Source organism: Streptomyces sp. NPDC013157, from assembly GCF_042899865.1.
Lineage (GTDB): Bacteria > Actinomycetota > Actinomycetes > Streptomycetales > Streptomycetaceae > Streptomyces.
Genome location: NZ_JBIBAK010000012.1, coordinates 311,314 through 336,019 on the forward strand (window position 1 = coordinate 311,314; position 24,706 = coordinate 336,019).

The 24,706-nt window shown below is 70.4% G+C and carries 25 protein-coding genes and 1 tRNA gene; 15 read left to right on the top strand and 11 right to left on the bottom strand.

What is annotated here, in order from left to right:
* Nucleotides 1-397: 397 nt before the first annotated feature.
* Nucleotides 398-571: a hypothetical protein gene (locus tag ACFY6U_RS32570; protein ID WP_390043927.1), complete on the top strand. Its 174-nt coding sequence runs from the start codon at nucleotides 398-400 to the stop codon at nucleotides 569-571.
* A 198-nt stretch (nucleotides 572-769) separates the two neighbouring features.
* On the opposite strand, the gene ACFY6U_RS32575 is transcribed toward ACFY6U_RS32570, so the two are convergent.
* The 3 genes from ACFY6U_RS32575 to ACFY6U_RS32585 form a co-directional block, all read right to left on the bottom strand.
* Complete coding sequence (locus ACFY6U_RS32575) at nucleotides 770-4,900, bottom strand: AAA family ATPase (RefSeq protein ID WP_390043929.1); 4,131 nt, start codon at nucleotides 4,898-4,900, stop codon at nucleotides 770-772.
* A 369-nt stretch (nucleotides 4,901-5,269) separates the two neighbouring features.
* Nucleotides 5,270-5,773, bottom strand: a complete 504-nt coding sequence (locus tag ACFY6U_RS32580) for a hypothetical protein (RefSeq protein ID WP_390043931.1) — start codon at nucleotides 5,771-5,773, stop codon at nucleotides 5,270-5,272.
* A 199-nt stretch (nucleotides 5,774-5,972) separates the two neighbouring features.
* Nucleotides 5,973-6,422 (bottom strand): DoxX family protein, encoded by a 450-nt coding sequence (locus tag ACFY6U_RS32585; RefSeq protein ID WP_390043933.1) that lies wholly within the window; start codon nucleotides 6,420-6,422, stop codon nucleotides 5,973-5,975.
* Between the two features lie 249 nt (nucleotides 6,423-6,671).
* Between ACFY6U_RS32585 and ACFY6U_RS32590 the strand changes: the two genes are divergently transcribed.
* The 3 genes from ACFY6U_RS32590 to ACFY6U_RS32600 are packed head-to-tail and all read left to right on the top strand — an operon-like array spanning nucleotide 6,672 to nucleotide 9,058.
* A complete protein-coding gene (locus tag ACFY6U_RS32590) occupies nucleotides 6,672-7,883 on the top strand; it encodes an amidohydrolase family protein (RefSeq protein WP_390043935.1) in 1,212 nt (403 codons plus the stop codon).
* Nucleotides 7,884-7,921: 38 nt separating this feature from the next.
* A complete protein-coding gene (locus tag ACFY6U_RS32595) occupies nucleotides 7,922-8,128 on the top strand; it encodes a ferredoxin (protein WP_351498578.1) in 207 nt (68 codons plus the stop codon).
* A 3-nt stretch (nucleotides 8,129-8,131) separates the two neighbouring features.
* Entirely contained in the window at nucleotides 8,132-9,058 is a 927-nt protein-coding gene (locus tag ACFY6U_RS32600; protein WP_390043937.1) for an FkbM family methyltransferase, read from the top strand.
* A gap of 43 nt (nucleotides 9,059-9,101) precedes the next feature.
* On the opposite strand, the gene ACFY6U_RS32605 is transcribed toward ACFY6U_RS32600, so the two are convergent.
* The 3 genes from ACFY6U_RS32605 to ACFY6U_RS32615 form a co-directional block, all read right to left on the bottom strand.
* The gene (locus tag ACFY6U_RS32605) at nucleotides 9,102-9,863 is read right to left on the bottom strand and encodes a glycosyltransferase family 2 protein (RefSeq protein ID WP_390043939.1); all 762 of its coding nucleotides are present in this window, start codon (nucleotides 9,861-9,863) and stop codon (nucleotides 9,102-9,104) included.
* A complete protein-coding gene (locus ACFY6U_RS32610) occupies nucleotides 9,860-10,648 on the bottom strand; it encodes a GntR family transcriptional regulator (RefSeq protein ID WP_390043941.1) in 789 nt (262 codons plus the stop codon). The genes ACFY6U_RS32605 and ACFY6U_RS32610 overlap by 4 nt, the downstream gene beginning before the upstream one ends.
* 253 nt (nucleotides 10,649-10,901) lie before the next feature.
* Entirely contained in the window at nucleotides 10,902-11,243 is a 342-nt protein-coding gene (locus tag ACFY6U_RS32615) for a DUF6344 domain-containing protein (RefSeq protein WP_390043943.1), read from the bottom strand.
* 351 nt (nucleotides 11,244-11,594) lie between these two features.
* On the opposite strand from ACFY6U_RS32615, the gene ACFY6U_RS32620 reads away from it, so the two are divergent.
* On the top strand, nucleotides 11,595-11,723 hold the full coding sequence (locus tag ACFY6U_RS32620; RefSeq protein WP_003999697.1) for a DLW-39 family protein: 129 nt from the start codon (nucleotides 11,595-11,597) through the stop codon (nucleotides 11,721-11,723).
* 298 nt (nucleotides 11,724-12,021) lie between these two features.
* On the top strand, nucleotides 12,022-13,278 hold the full coding sequence (locus ACFY6U_RS32625; protein ID WP_390043945.1) for a hypothetical protein: 1,257 nt from the start codon (nucleotides 12,022-12,024) through the stop codon (nucleotides 13,276-13,278).
* On the opposite strand, the gene ACFY6U_RS32630 is transcribed toward ACFY6U_RS32625, so the two are convergent.
* Nucleotides 13,242-14,915, bottom strand: a complete 1,674-nt coding sequence (locus tag ACFY6U_RS32630; protein ID WP_390043947.1) for a serine/threonine-protein kinase — start codon at nucleotides 14,913-14,915, stop codon at nucleotides 13,242-13,244. The two genes, ACFY6U_RS32625 and ACFY6U_RS32630, sit on opposite strands and share 37 nt — an antisense overlap.
* Nucleotides 14,916-15,079: 164 nt before the next feature.
* A complete protein-coding gene (locus ACFY6U_RS32635) occupies nucleotides 15,080-15,628 on the bottom strand; it encodes a DNA-binding protein (RefSeq protein WP_093500792.1) in 549 nt (182 codons plus the stop codon).
* Nucleotides 15,629-15,813: 185 nt separating this feature from the next.
* Between ACFY6U_RS32635 and ACFY6U_RS32640 the strand changes: the two genes are divergently transcribed.
* Nucleotides 15,814-15,886, top strand: a tRNA-Ala gene (locus ACFY6U_RS32640).
* Between the two features lie 127 nt (nucleotides 15,887-16,013).
* On the opposite strand, the gene ACFY6U_RS32645 is transcribed toward ACFY6U_RS32640, so the two are convergent.
* Nucleotides 16,014-16,715, bottom strand: coding sequence for a DUF5324 family protein (locus tag ACFY6U_RS32645; protein WP_390043949.1), 702 nt, complete (start codon nucleotides 16,713-16,715; stop codon nucleotides 16,014-16,016).
* Between the two features lie 289 nt (nucleotides 16,716-17,004).
* Here ACFY6U_RS32645 and ACFY6U_RS32650 point away from each other — a divergent pair, with 289 nt between their 5' ends.
* A complete protein-coding gene (locus tag ACFY6U_RS32650) occupies nucleotides 17,005-17,538 on the top strand; it encodes a peptidylprolyl isomerase (RefSeq protein ID WP_351498562.1) in 534 nt (177 codons plus the stop codon).
* Nucleotides 17,539-17,660: 122 nt separating this feature from the next.
* Nucleotides 17,661-18,557 (top strand): rhomboid family intramembrane serine protease, encoded by an 897-nt coding sequence (locus ACFY6U_RS32655; RefSeq protein WP_390043951.1) that lies wholly within the window; start codon nucleotides 17,661-17,663, stop codon nucleotides 18,555-18,557.
* Between the two features lie 258 nt (nucleotides 18,558-18,815).
* Here ACFY6U_RS32655 and crgA read toward each other — a convergent pair whose 3' ends face one another.
* On the bottom strand, nucleotides 18,816-19,070 hold the full coding sequence (crgA, locus tag ACFY6U_RS32660) for a cell division protein CrgA (RefSeq protein WP_046727637.1): 255 nt from the start codon (nucleotides 19,068-19,070) through the stop codon (nucleotides 18,816-18,818).
* A gap of 152 nt (nucleotides 19,071-19,222) precedes the next feature.
* Between crgA and ACFY6U_RS32665 the strand changes: the two genes are divergently transcribed.
* Genes ACFY6U_RS32665 through ACFY6U_RS32690 form a run of 6 tightly spaced genes read left to right on the top strand, consistent with a single transcriptional unit; the run spans nucleotide 19,223 to nucleotide 23,419 of the window.
* Nucleotides 19,223-20,047, top strand: a complete 825-nt coding sequence (locus ACFY6U_RS32665) for a DUF881 domain-containing protein (RefSeq protein ID WP_390043953.1) — start codon at nucleotides 19,223-19,225, stop codon at nucleotides 20,045-20,047.
* A gap of 27 nt (nucleotides 20,048-20,074) precedes the next feature.
* Complete coding sequence (locus tag ACFY6U_RS32670; RefSeq protein ID WP_390043955.1) at nucleotides 20,075-20,767, top strand: class E sortase; 693 nt, start codon at nucleotides 20,075-20,077, stop codon at nucleotides 20,765-20,767.
* A gap of 52 nt (nucleotides 20,768-20,819) precedes the next feature.
* Nucleotides 20,820-20,981 carry a hypothetical protein gene (locus tag ACFY6U_RS32675; protein ID WP_390043957.1) on the top strand — a complete coding sequence of 54 codons (162 nt, stop codon included), beginning with the start codon at nucleotides 20,820-20,822 and terminating at the stop codon, nucleotides 20,979-20,981.
* Nucleotides 20,978-21,616: an aminodeoxychorismate/anthranilate synthase component II gene (locus ACFY6U_RS32680; protein ID WP_361285337.1), complete on the top strand. Its 639-nt coding sequence runs from the start codon at nucleotides 20,978-20,980 to the stop codon at nucleotides 21,614-21,616. The genes ACFY6U_RS32675 and ACFY6U_RS32680 overlap by 4 nt, the downstream gene beginning before the upstream one ends.
* On the top strand, nucleotides 21,613-22,656 hold the full coding sequence (locus ACFY6U_RS32685; protein WP_390043960.1) for a class E sortase: 1,044 nt from the start codon (nucleotides 21,613-21,615) through the stop codon (nucleotides 22,654-22,656). Before ACFY6U_RS32680 ends, ACFY6U_RS32685 begins: the two co-directional genes overlap by 4 nt.
* Nucleotides 22,657-22,669: 13 nt before the next feature.
* On the top strand, nucleotides 22,670-23,419 hold the full coding sequence (locus ACFY6U_RS32690; protein WP_390043962.1) for a class E sortase: 750 nt from the start codon (nucleotides 22,670-22,672) through the stop codon (nucleotides 23,417-23,419).
* A gap of 84 nt (nucleotides 23,420-23,503) precedes the next feature.
* Here ACFY6U_RS32690 and ACFY6U_RS32695 read toward each other — a convergent pair whose 3' ends face one another.
* On the bottom strand, nucleotides 23,504-24,535 hold the full coding sequence (locus ACFY6U_RS32695; protein ID WP_390043964.1) for a restriction endonuclease: 1,032 nt from the start codon (nucleotides 24,533-24,535) through the stop codon (nucleotides 23,504-23,506).
* Nucleotides 24,536-24,706 lie beyond the last annotated feature (171 nt).

A 24,706-nucleotide genomic window follows, 5' to 3' on the forward strand; every position in this document is an offset into this window, starting at 1 on the left:
CTGGTCCGGGGGTCTTCGGCATCTACGGCCGAGAGGGCGCCCGTGCAGGTGGTCAGACGCGTCGTCGCCGGCACTCTCCTGCTCTGTGGGGCCCTGCTCGGTACGCGGGAACTCCAGCGGCAGGCTGCCGGCCGTGGCGTGAAGAGGAGTCCGATCGGGCTCGCGTTCGCCCTGTGTGCTCTCGGCGTGCTGATCAGCCAGGCATAGCGGAACTGTCGACCGGCGGTGCTCTACGGCACCGTCAGGCCCGCGGGCGTAGCCTTCCCGCGGAGGGGGTGCCATGTCTGGGTGGGTCACCTTGGGAGCCGGCTGCTTTGTCGTGGTCGTGGGCGTGCTGGCCTTGATCGGTCGGGGAGTCGCGCCGCACGCGCGGTCGCGCAGGGATGGGTGGGGTCGGGTGGCGATGGGGGGCGGCTTCGTCCTGGACGGCGGGGCCAGGGTTCTCGGCGTCTCGTCCGGGGTGGGGCTGGTTGTCTCCGGCGTTGCCCTGGGGTTCATCGTGCTCGGTGCGGTGCTGCAGATCCGGGCCGGGGTGTTCGCCGGGGCTCGTTGGGCCGACGCCGGGGAGTGAGCCGGGACGGTGGTCGCGGCGGTGCGGGCTCGGCGGGGAGCGGGCATGAAAAGGCCCGGTCGCTGGCGACGGGGGATGCACCAGCGACCGGGTTGCGGCCAGCCTAACAAGGTGGCCTGTGCGGCGGGAGTCAACTTCTCAGCCGTCTTGAGCAGTTGTGATCGGGATCACTCAAACGCGGTCGGAGGCAGGGGCGGATCAGGCTTCGCAGGGCGGGTTGTAGGCGAGGCGGGGGAGGTATTCGCGCCACTTGGCGGGTGTCAGGACGTTGCGGGTGACCGCGCAGATGCGGTTGACCGCCTGGTCGACGTCGAGGCTCCACAGCCGGACCGTGTCGGCGCCGCTGGAGACGCCCAGCATGTTGCTCCGCGGGCTGAAGGAGAGGAAGTTGCCCGTCTTGGCGTTGGGGCTCATGGACTGGCCGATGGGGTGCGCCGAGGACGGGGACGACACGTTCCAGAGGCGGACCGTGTTGTCGTTGCCGCCGCTGGCCAGGGTCCTGCCGTCCCGGCTGAAGGTCAGGGAGACCACCGCCTCGGTGTGGCCGGTGAGGGCCGGGCCGAGACGGATCGCGTGGCCGGGATCGGAGACGTTCCAGAGGCGGACCGTGTCGTCGTCGCTACCGCTGGCCAGGGTGCGGCCGTCGGGGCTGTAGGCGAGGGTGTTGATGGGGCCCAGGTGGCCCTTCAGCGGGGCGCCGAGGGGCATGGCCCGGGTCCGGTCGGAGACGTTCCAGAGGCGGACGGTGCCGTCCGCGCTGCCGCTGGCCAGGGTGCGGCCGTCCGGGCTGAAGACGAGCGCGTTGACGTAACCGGTGTGGCCCTTGAGGGGCTCACCGAGGCGCTGGGGACGGGCCGGGTCGCTGATGTCCAGGAGCTGGACCGTGCGGTCGTCGTAGTCGGCGGCCACGGTCCGCCCGTCGGGGCTCAGCGTCAGCGCCTCGGAGCCCGCGTACCGGGTGTCCAGCCGGACCGGCGCACCGTACTGGGCGGGGTGCGCGGGGTCCGACACGTTCCACAGCTGCACCCAGCTGAGGTTGTTCTCGCTGGTCAGGATGATCAGGGTGCGCCCGTCCCGGGTGAACACCATCGAGCGCAGGTCCCGTGACCCGGTCGTGAACGGCTCGCCGAGCGCGGTGGGCCGGGCCGGATCCGTGATGTTCCACAGCCGCATCCGGCTGTCGCCGCCGCCGGTGGCCAGGACCCTGCCGTCGGGGCTGAACGCCCCCGCCGCGCCGATCATGTCCGAGCCCGGGATCGACCACAGCCGCACCTTGCCGTCACCGCTGCCGGTGGCGAGGGTGTGCCCGTCGGGGCTCCAGCCGACGGCGTACATCTCGCCGCTGCTGCCCGCGAGCGGCTCGCCCACCTGGGAGGGGAAGGCCGGGTTGCCGACGTTCCACAGGCTGGCCGTGGAGTCCGCGCTCCCCGCGGCGAGCATGGAGCCGTCGGGGCTGAAGGCCACCGACCAGACAGGCCCGGTGTGGCCGGTGAGCGGCGCGCCGAGGGTCTTGGGGTGGGCCCGGTCGCTGACGTCCCACAGCCGTACGGTGTCGTCCTTGCTGCCGCTGGCGAGGGTCCGGCCGTCCGGGCTGAAGGCCACCGAGTGCACGGTCGCGGTGTGTCCGGTGAGCGGAGCGCCGACGCGCTCGGGGCGGCGCGGGTCGGAGACGTCGTACAGGAGGATCGAGTTGTCGTCGCTGCCGGCCGCGAGGGTGCGGCCGTCGGGGCTGAACGCGATGGAGCGCACGGCCTCGGTGTGGCCGGTGAGGGTGCCCAGCGAGGCGGGGTGGCGCGGGTCGTGCACGTCCCACAGGCGGACGGTGTGGTCCTCGTCGGCGGCGGCCAGGGTCTTGCCGTCCGGGCTGAAGGCGACCAGGTAGACGGTGCCGTCGTGGTCGGCCAGCGGTGAGCCCAGGGAGGTCGGGTGCCGCGGGTCGGAGACGTCCCACAGGCGTACGGTGCCGTCGTCGCCGGCGCTGGCCAGGGTCCTGCCGTCCGGGCTGAAGACCGCGCTGGATACCCAGCTCGTGTGGCCGAGCAGGGGCTTGCCCAGGGCCTTCGGCCGGGTCGGGTCGCTCACGTCCCACAGCCGGACCGTGCGGTCGTAGGCGGCGGTGGCCAGGACCTTGCCGTCGGGGCTGAAGGTGGTGAGGTAGACGGCGCCGGTGTGGCCGAGCAGCGGGGTGGCCAGTGGGGCGTTGACGATGGAGATCAGACGGTTGTTGGCGCCCTCGTCGTCCTGGCGCAGGTCGTGGGCGACCAGGTCGAGCTGGGCGGAGAGCGACGGGTCGGAGTACTGGAAACGGTCGGCCTCCGCCACCACCTGCTCGAACACCGCGTCGTCCCGCTGCTGGCGGGCGATCACGGCGGAGCCGGCCGCCAGTAGCGCGAGCACGACCAGCGCCGACACGGCGGCCCGGCTGAGCCACACGGTACGGCGGCGCAGCCGTACCGAGGCCGCCAGGAACTCCACCGCGCTGCGGGTCAGGAAGGTGTCACCGGCCGACTTCGCCCAGGTGTGGGCCTGTTCCAGGCGTGAGCCCCGGTAGAGCAGCGAGGAGTCCTGGGACGACTCTTCCCAGGCCCGGCCGTCCTCCTCCAGGCGCTGGCGCAGCAGATTGCCGTTGCGGTCCTCGTCGAGCCACTCGCGCAGCCGGGGCCAGGCGTGCAGCAGCGCCTCGTGGGTGATCTCCACGGTGTCGGCGTCGAGGGTCACCAGCCGGGCCCGGACCAGGGCTTCGAGTGACTCCTCCGTCTTGCCCGGGTCGGTGGATTCCGCGGCCAGCTGGCGTCTGGTGCCGCGTCTGCGGGTCGCCTGGGTGTCCTCGCCGAGCCGCACCAGCCGGAGCAGGAGCAGCCGGGCGGCGGTGCGGGCGGCCGGGTCCAGGCTCGACCAGGCGCGTTCGGCGGTCGCCGCGACAGCGCCCTGGATGCCGCCGGCCGCCCGGTAGCCGGCCAGCGTCAGCCGCCCCGCCTTGCGCCGCTGCCACGTGGCGAGCAGGGCGTGGGAGAGGAGCGGGAGGACGCCGGCGTCATGGGCGCCGCGCGGGCCGTCCGCGCTCACCTCACGGACGATCAGTTCGGCGAGCCCGGGCTCCAGTTCCAGGCCCACGGCCTTGGCGGGAGCAGTCACGGCCTCGCGCAGTTCCGCGGTGGTCAGCGGGCCGAGCACCATGTGCCGGTGCTGGAGCGCGTCGGCCAGCTCCCGGTATCCGAGGCACTGCTCGTAGAAGTCGGCACGGATACCCAGGACCACCAGGGCGGGGGCCGGTTCACCGGGGGCGGCGGGGGTGCTGGCCGTGTGCAGGAGCTGGACGAAGGTGCGCCGGTCCGCCTCGTCGGTGCAGAGGGTGAAGGTCTCCTCGAACTGGTCGACGATCACGACCGGACGAGCCGGATGGGGCCGCGAGGGCGGTCGTGTTTCACGTGAAACATCGACGGTTGATCCGGCTGCGGTCGGTACGGCAGGTACGGCATCGGTCGGTTCGGGCGTGGTCTGCCCGGCCGCCGTCCGCGTGGCCGATGTTTCCCGGCGGGCCCAGGCCGTGAGCGCTTTCCGTACGGCGTCCGGGTCGTCCAGGTCTGCCGGCTCGGCCAGCTCGGGTATGCGGCGGGTCAGCTCCTTCACGGGGTCCGCGCCAGGGACGAGCTGAAATATGTGGCGCGGGCGGTCGCGGTCCTCGTCGTCGGCCAGGGCGCCGCTCTGGACCGCGGTGACCAGGCCGGCGTTCAGCAGCGAGGACTTTCCCGCGCCCGAGGCGCCGACCAGCATCACCAGACCGCCGCCCGACTCCGCGGAACGGAGCTGGGCGACCAGTGCGTCGGTACTGCGTTCCCGTCCGAAGAACCAGCGGGCGTCCTCACGGCGGTAGGAGGCCAGACCCCGGTAGGGGCAGACGCTGTCGACCGGCGGCGGCTTTTCCGTCTCCTCGGCCGTTTCCGGTGCGGGCAGTTCGCCGACCGGATCGGCCACGGCCCGCTCCCACAGCTTCTGCCACTGGACCAGGTCGTAGAGCCCGCCGGACACCGGTGTCGGCTGGGCGCGACGGGCCTGCGGGATCAGGACCTGCAGGACGGCGGAGAGGGCGACGAACTGTGCGGGAACGTTCTTCGCCCGCCGCCAGTCGCTGATCCGCTGGGCGGAGACCCGCACGGGCCGACCCCGCTCGTCGACGCGGTGCAGCCGGTCGACCGCCTCGGCGACTCGCTTGAGCGGAGGATTACCGGCCTCCCTGTACAGCAACGCGAGACGTTCCGCGAAGGCTGTGCGTGCCCCTGCGTCGGGACCCAAGGATCTCCACCCCTTACTTCCCCCGCTGCTGGCCATCCGGACCGGAAAACCCACTTTATACGGCTGACCTGCGGCGAAGCCCTGGACCGGACGTCCTGCCCTCCTCATACGGGCCCCTCGGCTGGCAGGATTTCGCCTCAGCAACGCGGTGATCGGGGGTCGCCCCGACCGGCCGACCAGCTCAGCATTCGCAGAGACAGCTCAAGGCACCGCACGTTCTCGGTCACCTTCGACCGGTGGTCCTCCGCCGGAGTGGCCGTGGGACGCGAGCTGCTCCCGCCCACTGAGCCGGCCTCCGGTCTCAGTCGGCGGTCCTCCACCTCCCGCGCCGTTCGGCACCGGTCCCCACGTGGGGAGGGACCGGTGCCGAACGGCACGGGATCACATCCAGCCCGCCGTACGTGATCACATCCAGCCCGCCGTACGAGCCGCCTCGACCGCGCGTTCCTCCGTGTCGTCGGCCTTCGCAGTGAGGGCCGAGTCCTGTCCCGCCGCCGCACCGCCGGCCGCCGTCGCCGCCGCCTGGGAGGCGGTGAGGGCCGCGCGCAGGGCGGAAGCCGTCTCGGTGCGGTCGTCCAGGGCGGCGGCCACCTGTGCGGCCAGGGCCGCGGTGGCGGCGGCGTTGCGGGCGCAGCGGGCGTCCGCCGCCGGGTCGGGGGCGGTACCGGCCAGCGCGGCGAGCGACTGGGCCGACAGCCGCAGCGCGTTCGCGGCCCGGCCCGCCGGACTCGTCGGGACGGTCTGCGCCGCGTCCGGAGTGATGCCCGCGTCGCGGCAGGCGGCCACCGCACGCTCGTACGCGCTGCGGGCGCGGGCCGAGTGCAGCTTTCTCAGGGTGTCGGCCGAAGGGGAATCGGAGGGGGACTTCGGGGGAGAGCCGGAGGGGGACTTCGAGGGGTCGGTCGTCATCTGTGCCTCCTCGCCGCGGGTGCCGTGATGCCGTGATGGGGTGATGGGGTGATGGGGTGATGGGGGCGGAGGGACGCTGCGGGCTCGTCGTGGCTGGTCGCGCAGTTCCCCGCGCCCCCAGAACGGCGGCTGCGCCGCCGATCAGAGGGCACCTCGTCGCGGGCGCTCCCATGGGGCCCGACCCCGAAGCGCGTCCCGGCTAGCCGAACAGACCCAGTGCCGAGTCCACCGACCAGCTCTGCCAGCTGATCGCGAACAGGCCGACCAGGGAGATCAGGGCCATCATCAGGTTTTGCCCCTGTTCCGCCCAGTCATGGATCATGAGGACCAGGTAGATCAGGTTGAGCAGGAACCCGGCCACCAGCGCGACCGGGGTGAGGAAGCCGGCGACCAGCCCGAGGCCCAGGGCGAGCTCCGCGTAGGCCACGACGTAGGCCATCAGCCGGGGGCGCGGCGCGACGACGGTGTCGAAGCCCCGCCGGACCACCGGCCAGCGGTGCTTCTCCGCGACACCGGCCGCCCACCGGATGCCTCCGCCGCCGAACCACTGCTTCTTGTCCTTGTGCCGCCAGCTCTCCAGCCACCACAGACCGAGCCCGATGCGGAGCACCGCGAACCACTCGGCACCGTTCAGCAAGGCTGATCGCATCCCGCACCCTCCCCGGATCCCCATGACCATCTGTCCGACTGCCCGAACCATTCATCTGACGGTTCGTCAGTTCAGCGGAAGGCGGCACGCGTCGCAAGAGGGCGGGCGGGACGAAGTCCGGGCGGCGGGCGGCGGGCGGGGTGCGGCGGGCCTTGCTGGTGCGGGCTCCTGGGCCTAGCCTGAATGCCGACGGCTTATCTGATAGACCGTCAGATAATGTGGGAAATCCGCAGGCAGCAGGGGGTAGGCATGGCAGAGAACGCGACCGGCACCCAGGATCTGCCCAGGGTGATCAGCGTGGACGACCACGTGATCGAGCCCGCGCACCTCTTCGAGAAGTGGCTGCCGGGCAGGTACCGCGACAAGGGACCCAAGCCCTTCACCGCCGGCATCGGCGAACTCGCCTACGTCGGCGGCAAGTACCGGTTCACCACGGACCCCGCGGGCCAGACCACCGACTGGTGGGAGTACGAGGGCCTGCTCTTCCCGTACAAGCGCATCATCGCGGCCGTCGGCTTCTCCCGGGACGAGATGACGCTCGACGGCATCACCCGGGAGCAGATGCGGCCCGGCTGCTGGGACCCGAAGGAACGGCTCAAGGACATGGACATCAACCATGTCGAGGCCTCCCTCTGCTTCCCCACCTTCCCCCGCTTCTGCGGGCAGACCTTCGCCGAGGCCGACGACAAGGAGGTCGCGCTGGCCTGCGTCCGCGCCTACAACGACTGGATGGTCGAGGAGTGGTGCGGGGACAGCGGCGGCAGGCTGATCCCGCTGTGCCTGATCCCGCTGTGGGACGTCGACCTGGCCGTCGCCGAGATCCGGCGCAACGCCGAACGGGGCGTCCGGGCGGTCACCTTCAGCGAGATCCCCACCTACCTGGGCCTGCCGTCCATCCACTCCGGCTACTGGGACCCGTTCTTCGCGGCCTGCGAGGAGACCGGGACGGTGGTCAACATGCACATCGGGTCGAGCTCCCAGATGCCGGCCGCCTCCCCGGACGCCCCGCCCGCCGTCCAGGCCTCGCTCAGCTTCAACAACGCCATGGCCTCGATGATGGACTTCCTCTTCTCCGGGGTCCTGGTGAAGTTCCCGCGGCTGAAACTCGCGTACAGCGAGGGCCAGATGGGCTGGATCCCGTACGCCCTGGAGCGCGCCGACGACGTCTGGGAGGAGCACCGTGCCTGGGGCGGGGTGAAGGACCTGATCCCCGAACCGCCTTCGACGTACTACTACCGGCAGATCTTCTGCTGCTTCTTCCGGGACCGGCACGGCATCGAGGCGATCGAGACGGTCGGCGTCGACAACGCGACCTTCGAGACGGACTACCCGCACGTCGACTCGACCTGGCCGGAGACCAAGCGGGTGGCCCAGGAACACGTGGGCGGCCTGGACCCGGAGGTCGCCTACAAACTGCTGCGTGGGAACGCGATCCGGATGCTGGAGCTGCCGTTCAAGTAGCGGGTTCAGCGGGTCCCCTGCTGGGCAGGGGACCTTCCATGAAGGTCTCCGTCGATGCCGACGTCTGTTACGGGTCGGGCGAGTGTGCCTTCCGGGCACCCGGTGTGTTCGGTTTCGAGGACGGGTACGGTTTCGTCCTGCCCGGACGCGAGGAGCCCGGGGACGAGGACGAACTGATCCGGGACATCGCCGAGCGCTGCCCGTCGCAGGCGATCCGGATCGACGGCAAGAAGGTCACTGACTAGCGGATGCGCAGCACCGGTACGGAACTCACCGAACTCCTGGCCACCCTCGGCCGCCGCTACGTCCGCGGCGTCCCGGGCCCCTGGGGCAAGTCCCTCGCGGCCCGCGCGCTCAACCCGTACCTGCGCGACCACCCCCGGCGGCGCGTCGTCGAGACGCTCTCCGGCGACCGGTTCGCGGTCGACACCCAGGACCTCATCCAGCGCTACCTCTACCTCTTCGGGGTGTGGGAACCGCACATGACCCGTTGGCTGCGCGGCCGGCTGGCGCCGGGGGACTGCTTCGTCGACGTCGGCGCCAACATCGGGGTCTTCAGCGTCCTGGCCTCCCGGCTGGTCGGGGAGCAGGGCAGGGTGGTGGCCGTGGAGGCCTCCCCCGCCTTCCACCGCCGCCTCGAACAGCAGAGCGCGCTCAACGGCTGCCGGAACATCCGCGCGGTCAACGCCGCCGTCTCCGACGCCCACCGCACCCTGACCTTCGTGCTCGCCAGCTCCCGCAACATGGGCGCCAACAGCATCGTCCCGTGGGACGGCCCGGCCGAGTCCAGCTTCGACATCGAGGCCGTACCGCTGCCGGAGCTGCTCCGGCCGGAGGAGATCGAGACCGCGCGGGTCGTCAAGATCGACGTGGAGGGCGCCGAGGGAGCGGTGGTGCGCGGGCTCGCCCCGCTGCTGGAGAAGCTCCGCCCCGACGCCGAGATCACCGTCGAGGTCACCCCCGACCGGATGGCCCAGCTGGGCGACTCCGCCGACGACCTGCTGCGCACCATGACCGACGCCGGCTACCACGTCTACCGGCTCGCCAACAGCTACGCGGCCGACAGCTACCCCCGCGCCCTGTACGGCGAACCGGTGGTCCCGGTCCGCTGGGACCGCCCGGTGACCGAGGAGAGCGACCTGGTGTTCTCCCGCGTGGACGCGGCGGCCCTGTGAGCGCCCCGGCAGGACGGTCGTACCGCCGCCGTACCGCCGCACGTCACCCGTAGCGCCAGCCGAGCTCCGCCAGCGCCCGGGCCCGTGCCGCCACGACCGTCATGCGAGCCTCCCGTTCCACCGGGTCGGTGTGCGCGGGGCGGCCGGTGACCTGGCCCTCCCACTTGCGGTAGAGCAGCCCGACCTCCGCCGAGAACCAGCCCGCACTGACGGCGTCGAGGGCGAGCAGCAGCCCGGTGTCCTCGGAGGCGGGCAGCGCCATCCAGCCGCCGAGGGCCAGCAGCAGCTCGCGGCGGACGAAGAGGGTGGCCGGGTGGACCTGGGCACGGAAGCCGTTCGCCGCCCAGTGGCCGAGCACCGTCCCGCGCTCCATCGGGCCCTCCTCCGGATCGCCCGGAAAACCGGCCGTGGAGCCGTCCGGCAGCAGGTCCAGAGCCCGTGAGGTGGCCCAGCCGAGGTCCGGGCGGGCCTCCAGCGCGGCCAGGTCACGGCCCAGTGCACCGGGCGGCAGCTGGTCGTCGGCGTCGAGGACCTTGACGTACGACCCCTGCGCCCGGGCCAGCGCCATGGTGCGCGCGACCCCGGGACCCCCGGCACGGCCCTGCCGGAAGGACACCCGCGCGTCGTCGGGGACGTAGGCCTGGACCTCTTCGCCGTGACCGTCCTCCTGGATCAGCCACTCCCACTCCCACCCGTCCGGCAGCCGCTGCTCGCACAGCGACTTGTGGGCCTCGGGCAGGAATGGGGCCGACGGCGCGTGGACCGCGGTGACGACGGTGATGCGCCGGGTCACGGCAGCGCTCACCACCTTTCCAGATGTGTGGTGAAGAGCAGCTCGGTACGGTCGCCGGGGAGCGTGACGGCGGTGATGTCCACGATGCGGTCGTGGATGTCGTACGACGTCTTGCGCAGCAGGATCACCGAGGTGCCGGCCGGCAGGTCCAGCTCCCGGGCCTCCTCCGGCGTCGGCGGCCGGGCGGTGAAGCGCTCCTCGACGCGGCCGACCTCGATGCCGACGGTGTGCAGCTGGTTCTGGGTACCGCCCGGCCAGGGTTCGTTGGCCTCGTCCAGGAGGGCCGGATTGGCCGCGATCAGGTCGCGCACGAGGTAGGAGGTCACCAGGCTGAAGGGAGCGGTCTCGGCGGAGTGCCTGGTCCGGTAGGTGCGCTCCAGGAGCGCGGTGCCCTCCGGCAACCCGAACGCGTCGGCGAGGTCGCCGGGCGCGGTGAGCTCGCGGTAGCGGGCGAAGAAGACCAGGTCGTCGATGACCAGGCCGGTCTCGCGCTCGGTCGCGCCGGTCTCGGCCCGGGTGGCCTCCGGCATCAGGGCGCGGTTCTTCTCCCACTGGTGCCGTTCGTTGTCGCGGACCGCGCGGGTGCGCGGGCGGCGCACGAATGTACCGCTGCCGTGCCGCTTGTCGATCAGGCCCTCCGCGCTCAGCAGCCGCAGCGCGTTCTGGATCGTCGGGACGCTCCGCCCGTAGGACCGGGCCAGCTCCGCCTCGGAGGGCAGCCGGGCGCCGGGCTCGCGCTCGCCCTCCCTGATGGAGCGGCGGAGGTCGTCTGCGATCTCCTCGTATGCCTTGGGCACATGATCAGCCTACGACTCCTCAAGAGGAGTTGATGAGTCGAGCCGTTCCGTCCATGGAGGCACGGAGACACGGAGGCAGAAATGCAGGCATGCAGGCGTGCAGGGTGCAGAAATGCAGGGATGTGGGGATTCCGGGCGTGCGGAGACCCGCGACCGGGGCGATCCCGTCGCGGGTCTGTGTCGCAGTAGGCGCTGGTACGTACGCAAGTCGCCCTTGCGCCGTTGCGTCCGAGCCGTCTGTTACCTGAGGGGGTCAGCAGTCGAGCGGAGCCGCGGGGGGTTCTGCCGAGGTCTCCGACTCGGTGGTGTCCAGGGGGCGGTGGCGGCAGCTGGGGGTCTTGCCGTGGGCCTCGGCCCGGATCCGCTGCTTCATCGTGGGCGGGAGGGACCTTGCCTGGGACCAGAGCCAGTGGGTCTGTGCCGGGATCGTCACCCGGGCCGGGCCGTGGTCCTCGCCGGTGCTGTTGCGCGGGGTCTCGGTCTGCGGTACCGCGGCGGCGGTGGTGGCGGAGACGAATCCGAGCGCCGTGCACAGCGCGAGGAATGCGGTGACGATGGCGGTCCACAGCTTCATGACCTTGGAGTTCCGGGCCATGGCCCCTCACTTTCGGGTTGGGCGATTTGCGTACTTTCCTCATGATGTGTATGGGGCTCGCGAAGTGGGGGACGTCGGCCTGTGGCGCGTCGATGTTCTGATGAACACCACACGGATGGGTGCATGGCGTGGGAAAAATCCCAAGAAAGGTGCATGAAGGCAGTCGAGGGGGAGCAAAGTAACCGTCCGTGGAGGTGTGATCACCCTCCGATCGGAGCGGTCCGACCTCGTGCAACACCTTGCGGCGGACCGGAGTTGGGGGCCGGATGCCAGGTCACCGATCGATATCGGTCGGTGTGTATAGTCGGGCGCCAGAGGTCCCCTACGTCAAGGAAGAGACGAGGTCGCGCGGTGAAGAAGCTTCTCCTGGTCGCACTGGCCGCCATCGGCGGGCTCCTCGTGTACCGCCAGATCCAGGCGGATCGCGCCGAGCAGGATCTGTGGACGGAGGCGACTGACTCCGTGCCCACGGGTTCGTGAGTACCGACAACAGACGACACTGAGACCCCGGCCGCCGACGCGGTCGGGGTTTTGCGTTGCCGGGGCCTGCGTTGCCGGGTTTTGCGTTGCCGAAGCCTGCGTTGCCGGGACGGCCGGGCGGTGCGATACGGGGGTTCCGGGTGGGGCGTTTCGGACGGTCGTGCGGATCGCCGGGTGGCGCGGGGGCGCGCGGGGCAGTATGGGGGCCGGCCGGACCGTGACTTCGGCGGTCGGCGGACGACGACTGGGGGCGTGCGTGATACGGCGGTGGCGTACGGCGGCATGGCGGGGCATCTGCGTGACGGCCGCCCTCGCACTGACGGCACTGCTCCCGTCCGCTCCCGCCGCTGCCGACGGCGGCAGCGGATACGCCTTCGCCCCCGACGCCCGCACCGTCGCCGGAGCGGCGAGCACCACGGACGCCGTACCGCTGGAGCCCGGTACGGCCTACCGCAGCACCCTCCCCGACAAGGGCGAGCTGTACTTCCGCCTCGAACTCACCGCCGGCACCACGGCCTACGTCCCCGTCACCGCCGTGCCGCCCTCCTCGGCCACCGTCTCCGCCAGCGACGGCATCGAGGTCTCGATCGAGGACGCCAACGGCACCGCTTGCGACTACGACAGCGCCCGCTTCGGCGCCGGGCTCAGCCCGCGGCCGGTCACGGCGGTGGGGCGGCGGGACGCGGGCAAGGCGCTGTGCCGGGACGCCGGCACCTACTACGTGGTCGTCGCGCGGGTCGTGTCCGGCTCGCGCACCACCTCCCCGGGCAGCTGGGACCTGGAGATCGCCCCCGTCACCGAACCGGCCCTGGCCAAGGCCGGCGCCACCACCGCCCCCGACGCCTGGAACTCCGCGTCCCCCGAGCCGCTCACCTCGGACCCCCGCCACCGCACCGCGGGCGCCGGCTTCACCACGGCCCGCACCCTGGACCAGGGTGTCTGGCAGACCGACATCACGCCCGGCCAGACGCTCTACTACGCCGTCCCGGTCGACTGGGGCCAGCAGCTGCACGCCACCGTCGACCTCGGCAGCACCGGCGGCGACGCCCACGGCTATGTCAGCGCCGCGCTCAACCTCTCCCTCTACAACCCCGTCCGCGGCTACGTCGACGACGTCTCCCTCGGCTACGACGGCACCCAGAAGTCGTCCTCCCTGGATCCCCTGCCGCCTGTCGCCTACGCCAACCGGTACGCCGCCTCCGGAGCGGAGAGCGCCGTCCGCTTCGCCGGCGCCTACTACCTCGTCGTCCACCTCACCGGGCAGACCGCGGACACCTTCGGGAAGGGGCCGTACGGCGTCACGCTCCGGGTCCGTATCGACGGCACCCCGAACTCCGGCCCCGAATACGCCGGTTCACCGGTCCCGAAGGGCATCTTCGGCGTGGCCTGGGACCGCGGGGGACTCTTGACCCCGGCCGACGACGACACGGCGATGCGGGCGCTCGCGGCGGGCGGCATCGGCACGGGCACGGCTCTGCTGCTCGTCCTGGGCGTGTGGACCCTGGTCGCCCGGCGTGCTCAGAGCCGGGCCAGCGCCCAGAAACCGACGGCGTAGCAGGCCAGCGCGAGGAGAAGGATGGGCACGGCCGCCCTCGCGGGCGGGCCGGGCCTGGGCGCCCGCCGCCGACGCCGGCCATGGGTGCGGACCGACGGCGGTGGGGTCTGCGGGTCCCGCGCGGTGTACGTGGCCGTCGGGGTGGGGGTGGGGGTGTCGGCGTGTGGCTGGACCGGGGGGAGCGGCTGCGCGGGGGGCCAGGGCGTGTGGGGCTGCGCGGCCGGGGCGGCCGCCGGCTCGGCGTACGGCACGTACGGCGGTGTCGGTCCGGGCCGTACGGCAGCGGGGGGCGGGGTGACCGGCGTCCGGGGCGGGGGGAGCCGGAAGCTTCCGGTGTCGGACATGGAGGCCGGGGCCGAGGTGCTTCCGCCGCTGCCGGTACCGTCCGCCGGGGGCGACCCGGCGGCGCTCCTCGCCGCCGCTCCGTCCTCCGCCCCGGGTGTCGCCGCAGCCGGCCCCGCCCCCGAACCCGCACCTGACCTGGGATCCGGGCCCGCACTCGACTTCGTACCCGGACCCGCACCCGGGACCGTGCCCGGGCCCGCACCCGTCCCTGCCGCCGCGGCCGATTCCCCGGCCGTCTCCAGTCCCGTGGCGGCGCCGGCTGCCCGCACCCCCGGCGCGGTCGCCGTGTCCGCACCCGCCGCCGCACCGGGCGTCGCCGCTCCCCGTGCCGTCCCGGTCCCCGATCCCGCCGCGCCAGGCCCCGCCGCAGTCCCCGACGCCCCCTGCGCCGTGTCGATTCCCGAAGCCACCCGTACCGGACCCGCCGGCCCGAACCCCGGTGGCAACGGCCCCAGTTGGTCGAAGATCTCGATCGACTCGTCGTCGGCGTCCGTCTCCGGGAGGAGTTCCCGGGCCTCGGCGAGCGCCCTGCGGGCTCCCGTGGCCGTGCGGAAGCGGGCGCGGGGATCGGGCTGGAGGAGGCTGGCGACGACCTGCCAGAGCGGGTCGGGGATGCTCTTGGGCGCTCCCGGGGTGCCGTGTTCGGCGAAGTACTGGACAAGCGCCTTGGCGTCGGGCTTGGCGCCTTCCATGAGATACAGGGCGACGAGGCCGACGGCGAACAGGTCGGCAGTGAAGTCCGGCTCGGCGCCAAGGAGTTGCTCGGGGGCGATGTAACCCGGCGTACCGACCACGAGATTGGTCTCGGTCAGCCGGGCCTCGCCGAACCGCATGGCGATGCCGAAGTCGGACAGGCGCAGCCGGGGACGGGCCGTGCCGGTCGCTTCCAGCAGGATGTTCGCGGGTTTGATGTCCCGGTGGACCACTCCCTCGGCGTGCACCGCGGCGAGGCCGGCGAGGAGCTGGTCGAGGAGGGTGCAGACGAACAGCGGGGGCAGGGGACCGTAGTCCCCGACGAGGTGGACCAGCGAGCCGCCGGCGACCAGGTCCATCGTGAACAGGACCTTGTCGTCGTCGGCGGCCCAGCTGGCCGGGGCCAGGACATGGGGGTGGTCGATGCGCAGCGCCTGCTCCCGCACGAAGCGCAGGAGCGCGTGGGCGTCGCTCTGCTGGAGCACCTTGGCCGCCACATAGCGCTTGCGCCGGTGGTCCCAGGCGCGCCAGACGGCGCCCACTCCGCCATGACCGATCGGGTCGGCCAGTTCGTACCGGCCCGCGAAGACCTCACCCATGACTGCCCGTGCCCCTCCCCCTCGGGTTCCCCTGCCACCCCCCTTGCCTGTTACCCCCCTTGCTTCCCCCGGATGAGCGATACGACCCCTCTCGCGTGACCCCCTCTGCCAGGGCCTGGCCCCGCCCGGTTCACCGGACCCCCTCCGGTGCGCCGGGCCGTGGCTCAGCTCTGGTGCGACTGGTAGTGCGTGACCGCGTCCGACGTGCGGCCCGCACCGTAGACCCGGAGGAACTCCGCCAGCTCCGGGTGGGACGGAGCGAGAGTGTCGGCCGCGTCGATGATGTCACCGGCGGCGGCCACCGAGCGCAGCAGCGACTGGATCTCGCGGACCACCCGCTTGACCGTCGGCGCCCCCGAACCGCTGGTCGTCTGCGTGGTGTTGCTGAGCACCGAGCCCCCCTGGGACTTCTTGATCTCGTCCATGCGCTCGGTCGCCTCGGCCGCACTCACGCTGCCGTCCGCGACCTGTGCCGAGAGGTCCTGGAGCAGCTGCACCCGCTGGACCACGGCCGGGTTGCCGATCTTCGCCCGCTGTCCGCTCATCAGCTGCGACAGCATGGGCGCGGACAGTCCGAGGACCGCCGCGAGACGTGCCTGGTTGAGCCCCAGGTCGTCGATGAGCTTACGGAAGAGCGCCCCCAACGGCTCTCCGTACCAGTTCCGCTGCAGCTCCCGCGCTCTGGCGGTGGCTTCCTGCTGTGCGGCGTCCATTGCGTCTCCCCATCGCTTCCCCAAAAAAACCACGGTTCGCTACAGCGAACCCCGTCGAGCATCTTACGGAGAGTGGTCATCTGCGGGGACCCCCAATCTTTTTGCGAGGTACGGGGGGTGACCCGGTACTCTGGTCTGCGGCACCGACCCTGCGGACCTTCCGCTTGGCCGGGCGCTTCCCGTACGGGGCCTTAGCTCAGTTGGTAGAGCGCCGTCTTTGCATGGCGGATGTCAGGGGTTCGACTCCCCTAGGCTCCACAACAAACCCCTCTGACCTGCGTAAACGCGGTCAGAGGGGTTTTTGTCCGCCCTCGCGGTCAGGCATTTGGTTTCACGTGAAACGGCATCGTGAGGCGGGGCACGACAGATGCGCGACGTGCCGGACTCAGCGGTTCTTGTCGTCCCGGGGCCGGGAACCGTGCTCCTCCGCCTCCTTCGCCTGGACCTCCGGGTCTAGGGGAGAACTGCCGTCCACCGAGCCGAGACGCCCCGCATCCGGGACCTCCGTGGGGGCCGGGGGCTCGACCAGCCAGTCGGGGTTGGCCTGCTTGTCCCACCACTTCCAGGCCGCGAAGGCCGCACCGGCCACCGCGCCGAACACCGCGAACGCCTTGAACGCTCGGCCGTAGGCCGAGCGCCGCTGGTTCCGGCGGGCCAGTTTCTCGATCTCCTCGGCCGACACGTTGCCGCGCAGCGCGGCCAGCGCGGCGGCACCCCGCGCGGTCGCCTCCTCACGGACCGGACCGGCCACCGCCACCGCCTGCTCGATCCTCGGACGCGAGTAGTCGGCGGCCTGCCGGGCCGCCTTGCGCGTCAGGTCGGCGGCGTCGTGCGCGGCCTGGTCCATCCTCGGCGGCACATGGGCGCGGGCCTGCTCCAGACGCGGCACGAGACGGGCGTCGTACTGGACGCGGGCCTGCTCGGCGGCCTGCGACACCACGGGCGCGAGCCGTACACGTGCCTCCTGTGCGTAGTACGCGGCACGCTCCTTGGCCGTGTCGGCGTAGGGCGCCACCGCTTCCGCGGCGTGCCGCACGCTGTCTTTCGCCGAACTGGTCGCGGCGCGCACGCTGTCTTTGCGGGTCACGGGTTTCCTCCTCCTCGGTGGCGTACGGTATTTCGACTTTCCACCCTTTTACGGATCATGCCTGTCCGCGGGCCGAGCGGCGCGCGAGGGCGGGCATACGGGTGCAACCAGAACTAAGAGGGGCTTGTCGACGACAATGCCACGGATCGGTGCCGTGCGCCCCCGCATGGCAGGAGGGGTTCCGCAAGTGATTCGTGAGGATCCGGGCCGGGAACCACCGGGCGGGCGTCGGACCCGCCGTACCGTGCGAGGATCGGGACACTGAAGCGAGCACAACGGAAGGCGGATCGTGGCCGAGCAGCTCTACGCCACCCTGAAGACCAGCCTCGGCGACATCGAGGTCCGGCTCTTCCCGAACCACGCGCCCAAGACGGTGAGGAACTTCGTCGAACTGGCGCAGGGTGAGCGTGAGTGGACCCACCCTGCCACCGGCGCCGTCTCCACCGACCCGCTCTATGACGGCACCGTCTTCCACCGGGTGATCAGCGGCTTCATGATCCAGGGCGGCGACCCGCTCGGCACCGGCATCGGCGGCCCCGGCTACAAGTTCGAGGACGAGTTCCACCCCGACCTGCGCTTCGACCGCCCCTACCTGCTCGCCATGGCCAACGCCGGCCCCCGCACCAACGGCTCCCAGTTCTTCATCACGGTCAACCCCGCTCCCCACCTCAACCGCAAGCACACCATCTTCGGCGAGGTCGTCGACCCGGCCGGCCAGAAGATCGTGGACAGCATCGCCGCCGTCCCCGTCAGCGGACCCAACAAGCGGCCGGTGAACGACGTCGTCATCGAGACGGTCGTGGTCGCGAAGCGCGCGGGCTGACCGGGTACGAACGCGCGGGCTGACCGGGTACGAAAGGGAAGCACCCGAAGGGAACCAAACGCCCCGCTCGTCCGTAAGGATGGGCGGGGCGGAACACTGCCCACGACGAGCGAGGGGACCCCATGGAGGACCAGGCGGCAGGCAGCGCGCGCGACGCCCACAGCCTGCCCAAGTGCTACCGGCACCCGGACCGGGAGACCGGCGTGCGCTGCACCCGCTGCGAGCGCCCCATCTGCCCCGAGTGCATGGTCAGCGCCTCCGTGGGCTTCCAGTGCCCCGACTGCGTCCGCGGCACCACCGAAGGCCACAGCGGCCCACCCCCCGCCGCCTCCCGGCCCCGCACCCTCGCCGGCGGCACGATGACCGCCGACCCGCGACTGCTCACCAAGATCCTGATCGGCATCAACATCGCCGTCTTCCTGGTCCAGCTGTCTGTCGGAGACAGCTTCACCAACCGCTTCGACCTGATCGGCCAGGCCTGGTTCCCGCAGTATGGCGATGTCGAGGGCGTTGCCCAGGGCCAGTACTACCGGATGCTGACCGCGATGTTCCTGCATGGCAGCTACATCCACATCCTGTTCAACATGCTCAGCCTGTGGTGGATCGGTGGTCCGCTGGAGGCCGCGCTCGGCCGCGCCCGGTATCTCGCGCTCTACGTCGTCTCCGGTCTGGCCGGCAGCGCCCTCACCTATCTGCTGGCCGACGCCAACCAGCCCTCGCTCGGCGCCTCCGGCGCGATTTTCGGCCTCTTCGGCGCGACCGCGGTGCTCATCCGCCGGCTCAACTACGACATGCGGCCGATCATCGCCCTGCTGGTGATCAACCTCATCTTCACGTTCAGCTGGGCCAACATCGCCTGGCAGGCCCACATCGGCGGCCTGGTCGCGGGTGTCATCACCGGCTACGCGATGGTGCACGCACCCCGTGAGCGGCGGAACCTGATCCAGTACGGCACATGCGCCCTGGTGCTGGTGGTGGCGGTCGTCCTGACCCTCGTCAGAACCGGTCAGCTCACCTGATCACGGCGGCTCACCGCACCGATACCGAACCGTTGTCCACAGTCGGTCGCGGATCTTGTGCACAACGTGCGCGCACAACTGTGCCCCCTGTCCCTCACTTGCGTTTCCGCAGGTCAGGCAGGGGGCCAACAGTCAGGTGACCGGTGTTGTGGTAGTCGTACCGGCGTCAACGGCCGACGGGTTATCCACAGATCGTCTTCTTTTCCCCAGGTCCATACACAGGGCTGTGGATAACTCAGCGGATAGCCCTGGGTAGAGCTACTTCCACTGCGTGGAGACGCCGAAGCCGGCCGCGATGAAGCCGAAGCCCACGACGATGTTCCAGTTGTCGAGGCTGTCGATCGGCAGCGAACCGTCGGTCACGTAGAAGACGACGATCCAGGCCAGTCCGATGAGGAACATGGCCAGCATCACCGGCGCGACCCAGGCGCGACTGTTGAGCTTGATGGCGGTCGCCTGCTTCGCCGGGGGCGGCGTGTAGTCGGCCTTCTTGCGGATACGTGACTTCGGCACGAGGGTCTCTCCTGTCGATGCGCTGCGTGGCCGCGCAGGTAACTGGGTCGGGCTCGGGGCAGCGTACAAGGGGACAGTAAGGGCAGACTGAGCGCTCCCCCGGGCGTCCGTTAGCGTAGTGCTTCCGTGGCGCTGAAGGAGATAAGGGTACGTTGAGCAATTCTGCCGACTCCAACGCGACCGGATCAACGGGTTCCGGCCCGGCCGGCAAGGACGGTTTCCGGCCCGGCCTCCGCCCGCGCCTCCGACCCGGCTTCCGTCCGGTGCGGATTCTCACCGTGGGCGTCTTCGCCCTGGCCGGTCTGCTCTTCTTCACCAGCTTCAACACGGCCAAGGGCACCGACATCCGCTCGGACGACAACCTGCTCAAGCTCTCCGACCTGATCCAGGAGCACAGCCGCAAGAACAAGGAGCTGGACGAGTCCAACGCGAGCACGCGCGACCAGAACGAGAAGCTCGCCAAGCGCGACGACGGCTCCACCAAGGCCCAGGACGACCAGCTCACCGGCCTGGAGAAGGACGCGGGCACCCAGAAGCTCACCGGCAAGGCCATCACCGTCACGCTCAACGACGCCCCGCCGAACGCCACCGCCAAGCTCCCGGGCTACCCCGAGCCGCAGCCCGACTACCTGGTCATCCACCAGCAGGACCTGCAGGCCGTGGTGAACGCCCTGTGGCAGGGCGGGGCCCAGGGCATCAAGGTCATGGACCAGCGGCTGATCTCCACCAGCGCCGTGCGCTGCGTAGGCAACACCCTGATTCTCCAGGGCCGGGTCTACTCACCGCCGTACAAGATCCAGGCGATCGGTGACCCGGCGAAGATGCAGAAGTCGCTCGCGGACTCCGAGGCGATCCAGAACTACATGGTGTACGTGAACGTGTACGGCCTCGGCTGGAAAGTGACCGAGGACGGGACGGTGACTCTTCCGGGCTACTCGGGCACAGTGGATCTGCACTACGCGAAGCCCGTGGAGTAAGCAGCTCGTCACTTTCTGGAGCCGCCGGTGCGCGTGATCGTCAGGACCGTCAGCGAGCTCTGCATCACCGTCGGCACGCTCATCGTGCTGTTCGTCGCGTACGTGCTGTTCTGGACCGGTGTGAAGGCCGACAGTGTGATGCACGACCAGATCGACCAGTTACAGCGGCAGTGGTCGGCGAAGGCCGCGGTGCATCCGACGGCCAAGGCGTCCGCGACCGCCGCGGCACCCGCGAAGCCCGCCGCGTACCACTACGGCAAGGCCTTCGCGATCATGTACATCCCCCGGTTCGGTTTCACGTGGAACAAGCCGGTCCTGGAGGGCACCGGCACCGATGTACTGAAGAAGGGCCTCGCCCACTACGCCCGGACCGCCCAGGTGGGCCAGGTGGGCAACTTCGCGGTCGCCGGCCATCGGCGCACCTACGGCGACCCGTTCCTCGACTTCCCGAAGCTGCGCGAGGGCGACGCGATCGTGCTGACGGACGGGACGACCTGGTTCACATATCGGATCGACAAAGGCCCTTACAAAACAGTTCCGACGGACGTTGAAGTGATCGACCCTGTGCCACGTAAGTCGGGGTATACGCGTCCGGGCCGCTATCTCACGCTGACCACGTGCGATCCGGAATGGGGGCACAGCCATCGGCTGATCGTCTGGGCGCACTTGGACTCCACACAGCCTGTGGAGTCAGGCAGACCTCAGGCGCTGCGCCGTTAGTCTGGTGCAGTACGGCGGGATTCTGGTGCCGTGGTGGAACGGAAGGGACGGCATGTACGGCTGGATCTGGCGGCATCTGCCGGGCAACGCGTGGGTGAAGGCGCTGATCTCACTCCTGCTGGTCCTGGCCGTGGTCTACATCCTCTTCCAGTACGTCTTCCCCTGGGCCGAACCGCTGCTGCCCTTCAACGATGTGACGGTGGACAACCAGTGAGCGCGCGGATTCTCGTCGTCGACAACTACGACAGCTTCGTCTTCAACCTGGTCCAGTACCTGTACCAGCTGGGCGCCGAGTGCGAGGTGCTGCGCAACGACGAGGTGTCGACCGCGCACGCCCAGGACGGTTTCGACGGGGTGCTGCTCTCGCCCGGTCCGGGTACGCCGGAGGAGGCGGGCGTCTGCGTGGACATGGTCCGGCACTGCGCCGCGACCGGTGTCCCGGTCTTCGGCGTCTGCCTCGGCATGCAGTCGATGCAGGTGGCGTACGGCGGTGTGGTGGACCGGGCGCCGGAGCTGCTGCACGGCAAGACCTCGTTGGTCGAGCACGGCGGCAAGGGCGTCTTCGCGGGCCTGCCGACGCCCTTCACTGCGACCCGGTACCACTCGCTGGCCGCGGAGCCGGCGACGGTCCCGGCCGAGCTGGAGGTGACCGCCCGCACCCACGACGGGATCATCATGGGCCTCAGGCACCGTGAACTCCCGGTGGAGGGCGTGCAGTTCCACCCCGAGTCGGTGCTGACCGAGCACGGGCACCGGATGCTGGCCAACTGGCTGGTGGAGTGCGGTGACCAGGGGGCCGTGGCGAGGTCGGTGGGGCTCGCCCCGGTGGTGGGCAGGGCCACGGCGTGACCGCGCTGCGCCCCGAGCGCGAGACCGGTGCCTCGTACGGGGAGCAGCCGTACGAGGGGTCAGGTGCGCTCGGGGAGACGGCGTTTCTCCCGCTCCTTCCGCCGATCGACGAGGAGACCGTCGCGCTGCGGATCCCCGATCCGCCGCCCATATCGGCTTCTGCGGGCACAGCAGTCCCTTCGGGCACCGGAACCCCAGGAGGCGGCCGAGCGGCCCGCAGAAAGGCCGCCAAGCGGCGTGGCGGGCGGCACGGCGGCGCACCGGAGACCGCGCTGCCGGAGAACACCGCGCCGGGCATCGCGCCGGGCGCCGCGCCGGGCCGGCCGCTCTCCCGGGTCGAGGCCCGTCGGCAGCAGCGGTTGCGCAAGCCCAGCCCGGCCGTCATGGCGAGCCGGGCGATCGGCGAGGTGTTCATCACCACCGGCGTGCTGATGCTGCTGTTCGTCACGTACCAGCTGTGGTGGACGAACGTCCGTGCCCACGCGGAGGCCGGCAAGGAGGCCAGCAGCCTCCAGCAGGACTGGGCGAGCGGCAAGCGTGCGCCGGGTGTCTTCGCGCCCGGGCAGGGCTTCGCCATCCTGCACATCCCCAAGCTGGACGTGGTGGCGCCGATCGCCGAGGGCGTCAGCAACAAGAAGGTCCTCGACAAGGGCATGGTCGGGCACTACGGCGAGGGCGCGCTGAAGACCGCGATGCCGCAGGACAAGACCGGCAACTTCGGTCTGGCCGCGCACCGCAACACGCACGGTGAGCCGTTCCGGTACATCAACAAGCTCGTGGCCGGTGACGCGGTCGTCGTCGAGACGCAGGACGAGTACTACGTGTACAAGGTGACGTCGATGCTGCCGGTGACCGCGCCGAGCAACGTGAGCGTGCTGGACCCGATCCCGAAGGGTTCGGGTTTCACCGCACCGGGCCGCTACATCACTCTCACCACCTGCACGCCGGAGTTCACGAGCAAGTACCGGTTGATCGTGTGGGGCAAGATGGTCGAGGAACGCCCGCGCAGCAAGGGCAAGCCAGACGCGCTCGTCGAGTAGGGGCAGAGGAACAGTGGCAGCGACCGCCGACGACACCGAAGAGCAGACCGACGCGCCGGACTCGGCGCCCCCCGCGGGCCGTCGGCCGACCGGCCGGATCGCCATGGCGGTCAGCGTCTTCGGCGAACTCCTCATCACGGCGGGCCTGGTGCTCGGCCTGTTCGTCGTCTACTCGCTGTGGTGGACGAACGTGATAGCGGACCGCAAGGCCGACCGGGCGGGCGACAAGGTCCGGCAGAGCTGGGCCCAGCCGGACACCGGTCCCGGCGCGCTGAACACGAAGAACGGCATCGGCTTCCTGCACGTGCCGTCGATGAGGAACGGCGAGGTCCTCGTCGAGAAGGGCACGTCGACGGACGTCCTGAACAACGGCGTGGCCGGCTACTACATCGACCCGTCCAAGGCCACGCTCCCCACCACCGGCAAGACCGGCAACTTCACCCTCGCCGCCCATCGCGACGGCCACGGTGCCAAGTTCCACAACATCGACAAGGTGAAGGTCGGCGACCCGGTCGTCTTCGAGACCCGCGACGACTGGTACGTCTACAAGGTCTACGACATCCTCCCGGAGACCTCGAAGTACAACGTCAAGGTCCTCTCCCAGGTCCCCAAGGAGTCCGGCAAGACCAAGCCGGGCCACTACATCACGCTGACGACCTGTACGCCGGTGTACACGAGCCGCTACCGGTATGTGGTGTGGGGGGAGTTGGTGCGGGTGGAGAAGGTGGACAGCAAGCGGACGCTGCCGAAGGAGCTGCGTTAGCGTGACTTGCCGGCACGCTTAAAAGGCCGGCCCGAAGCCGCAACTACCCTTTGCGGCTTCGGGCCCTTTCCCGTCACGTCGTGCTTACTCCAGGATCTTCAGCGGTTCCCCGGCACTCCAGTCCTCCAGCGCACCACGGTGTACGGCGGTGATCCCGGCTTCGGCGGCGATGTCCAGGGCCTCCGCTGTGAAGGGGCACGTTGCCACGTAGAGCGCCACGTCCGCGCTGTACAGGACCTTCGCCGCGCCGATGAACTTCTGGACGTCGGGGCTGGTGATATTCAGGTAGGGCGCGAACCTCTTGCACTGGACGACGAGGCGCCGTCCGTCGGCTGTGAGTCCGATGATGTCGACGCCCCGGTCGCCGTGGCCGCCCTGTACGACGACGTTGGTGCAACCGTCGCGGATCAGCAGCTTGGCGATGTGGCGCTCGAACGTGCGCCCGTTCATGGCGTCCATGGCGGCCATGACTCCGATGGCGGGGCGGTCGTCCCGGATGCCTTCGAGCCTCTTCAGCCGTGTGTGGTGCTGGTGGAGCCGCCGCTCGATGCGCTGGACTCCCGTCCGGAGCGCGATCAGCTCCGCGCGGTGTTCCCCCGATGTCTCGATCAGGGCGTTGAACATCGGGACGACGGTCTTGCCGAGGATGTGGGTGATGCGCTGGTCGATGCGGTCGTTGAGATCCGAGGGCTCGGTCGGGGCGGAGTTTTCCACAGGCTGTGTCCGGGCCAAGTACTCCATGTCGAGCAGGTACACACGTACCTGACGTGCGACTTCGCTGTCTCGGAGCAGCATGGCGACGTTGAGGACAGCTCGGCGGGAGAAGAGCGCGAGAGACGCGGTGCGCGACTGAATCCCACTGAGGTCCTTGAAGGACCTCAGTTCTTCGCCTGTCAGTGAGCGATAGCCGCTGACTTCCAGTTCTGTTCGGTGGTCCTTGACGAGTGACTTGACGGCTTCCAGCCCTACCTCGAAGTACGTCGCCACCATCGCCGTAGTCACATGCATTCCGTCCGGCAGCAGTGACAGCGCCTTCACCCTGTCGAGCACGTCGGTGCGGTCCAGCACGCTGCTGCGCAGGCTCTGCGATTCCAGTAGTGCCGATTCGTTGATCACGCTCTGCCCTTTCGATCGTGGTGTGGCCAGACGGCCAGGGCAGAGTTGCGAGTCCCCACCCGATCTGATCAACGACTTGTCGAAGGGGAAGGCACGATCGATACAGGACCAGATGTTCGCAGGCAGCGTGTCCTGCGCGGGTGTATGAAGCGCTCGGCCCCGCCGAGCCGA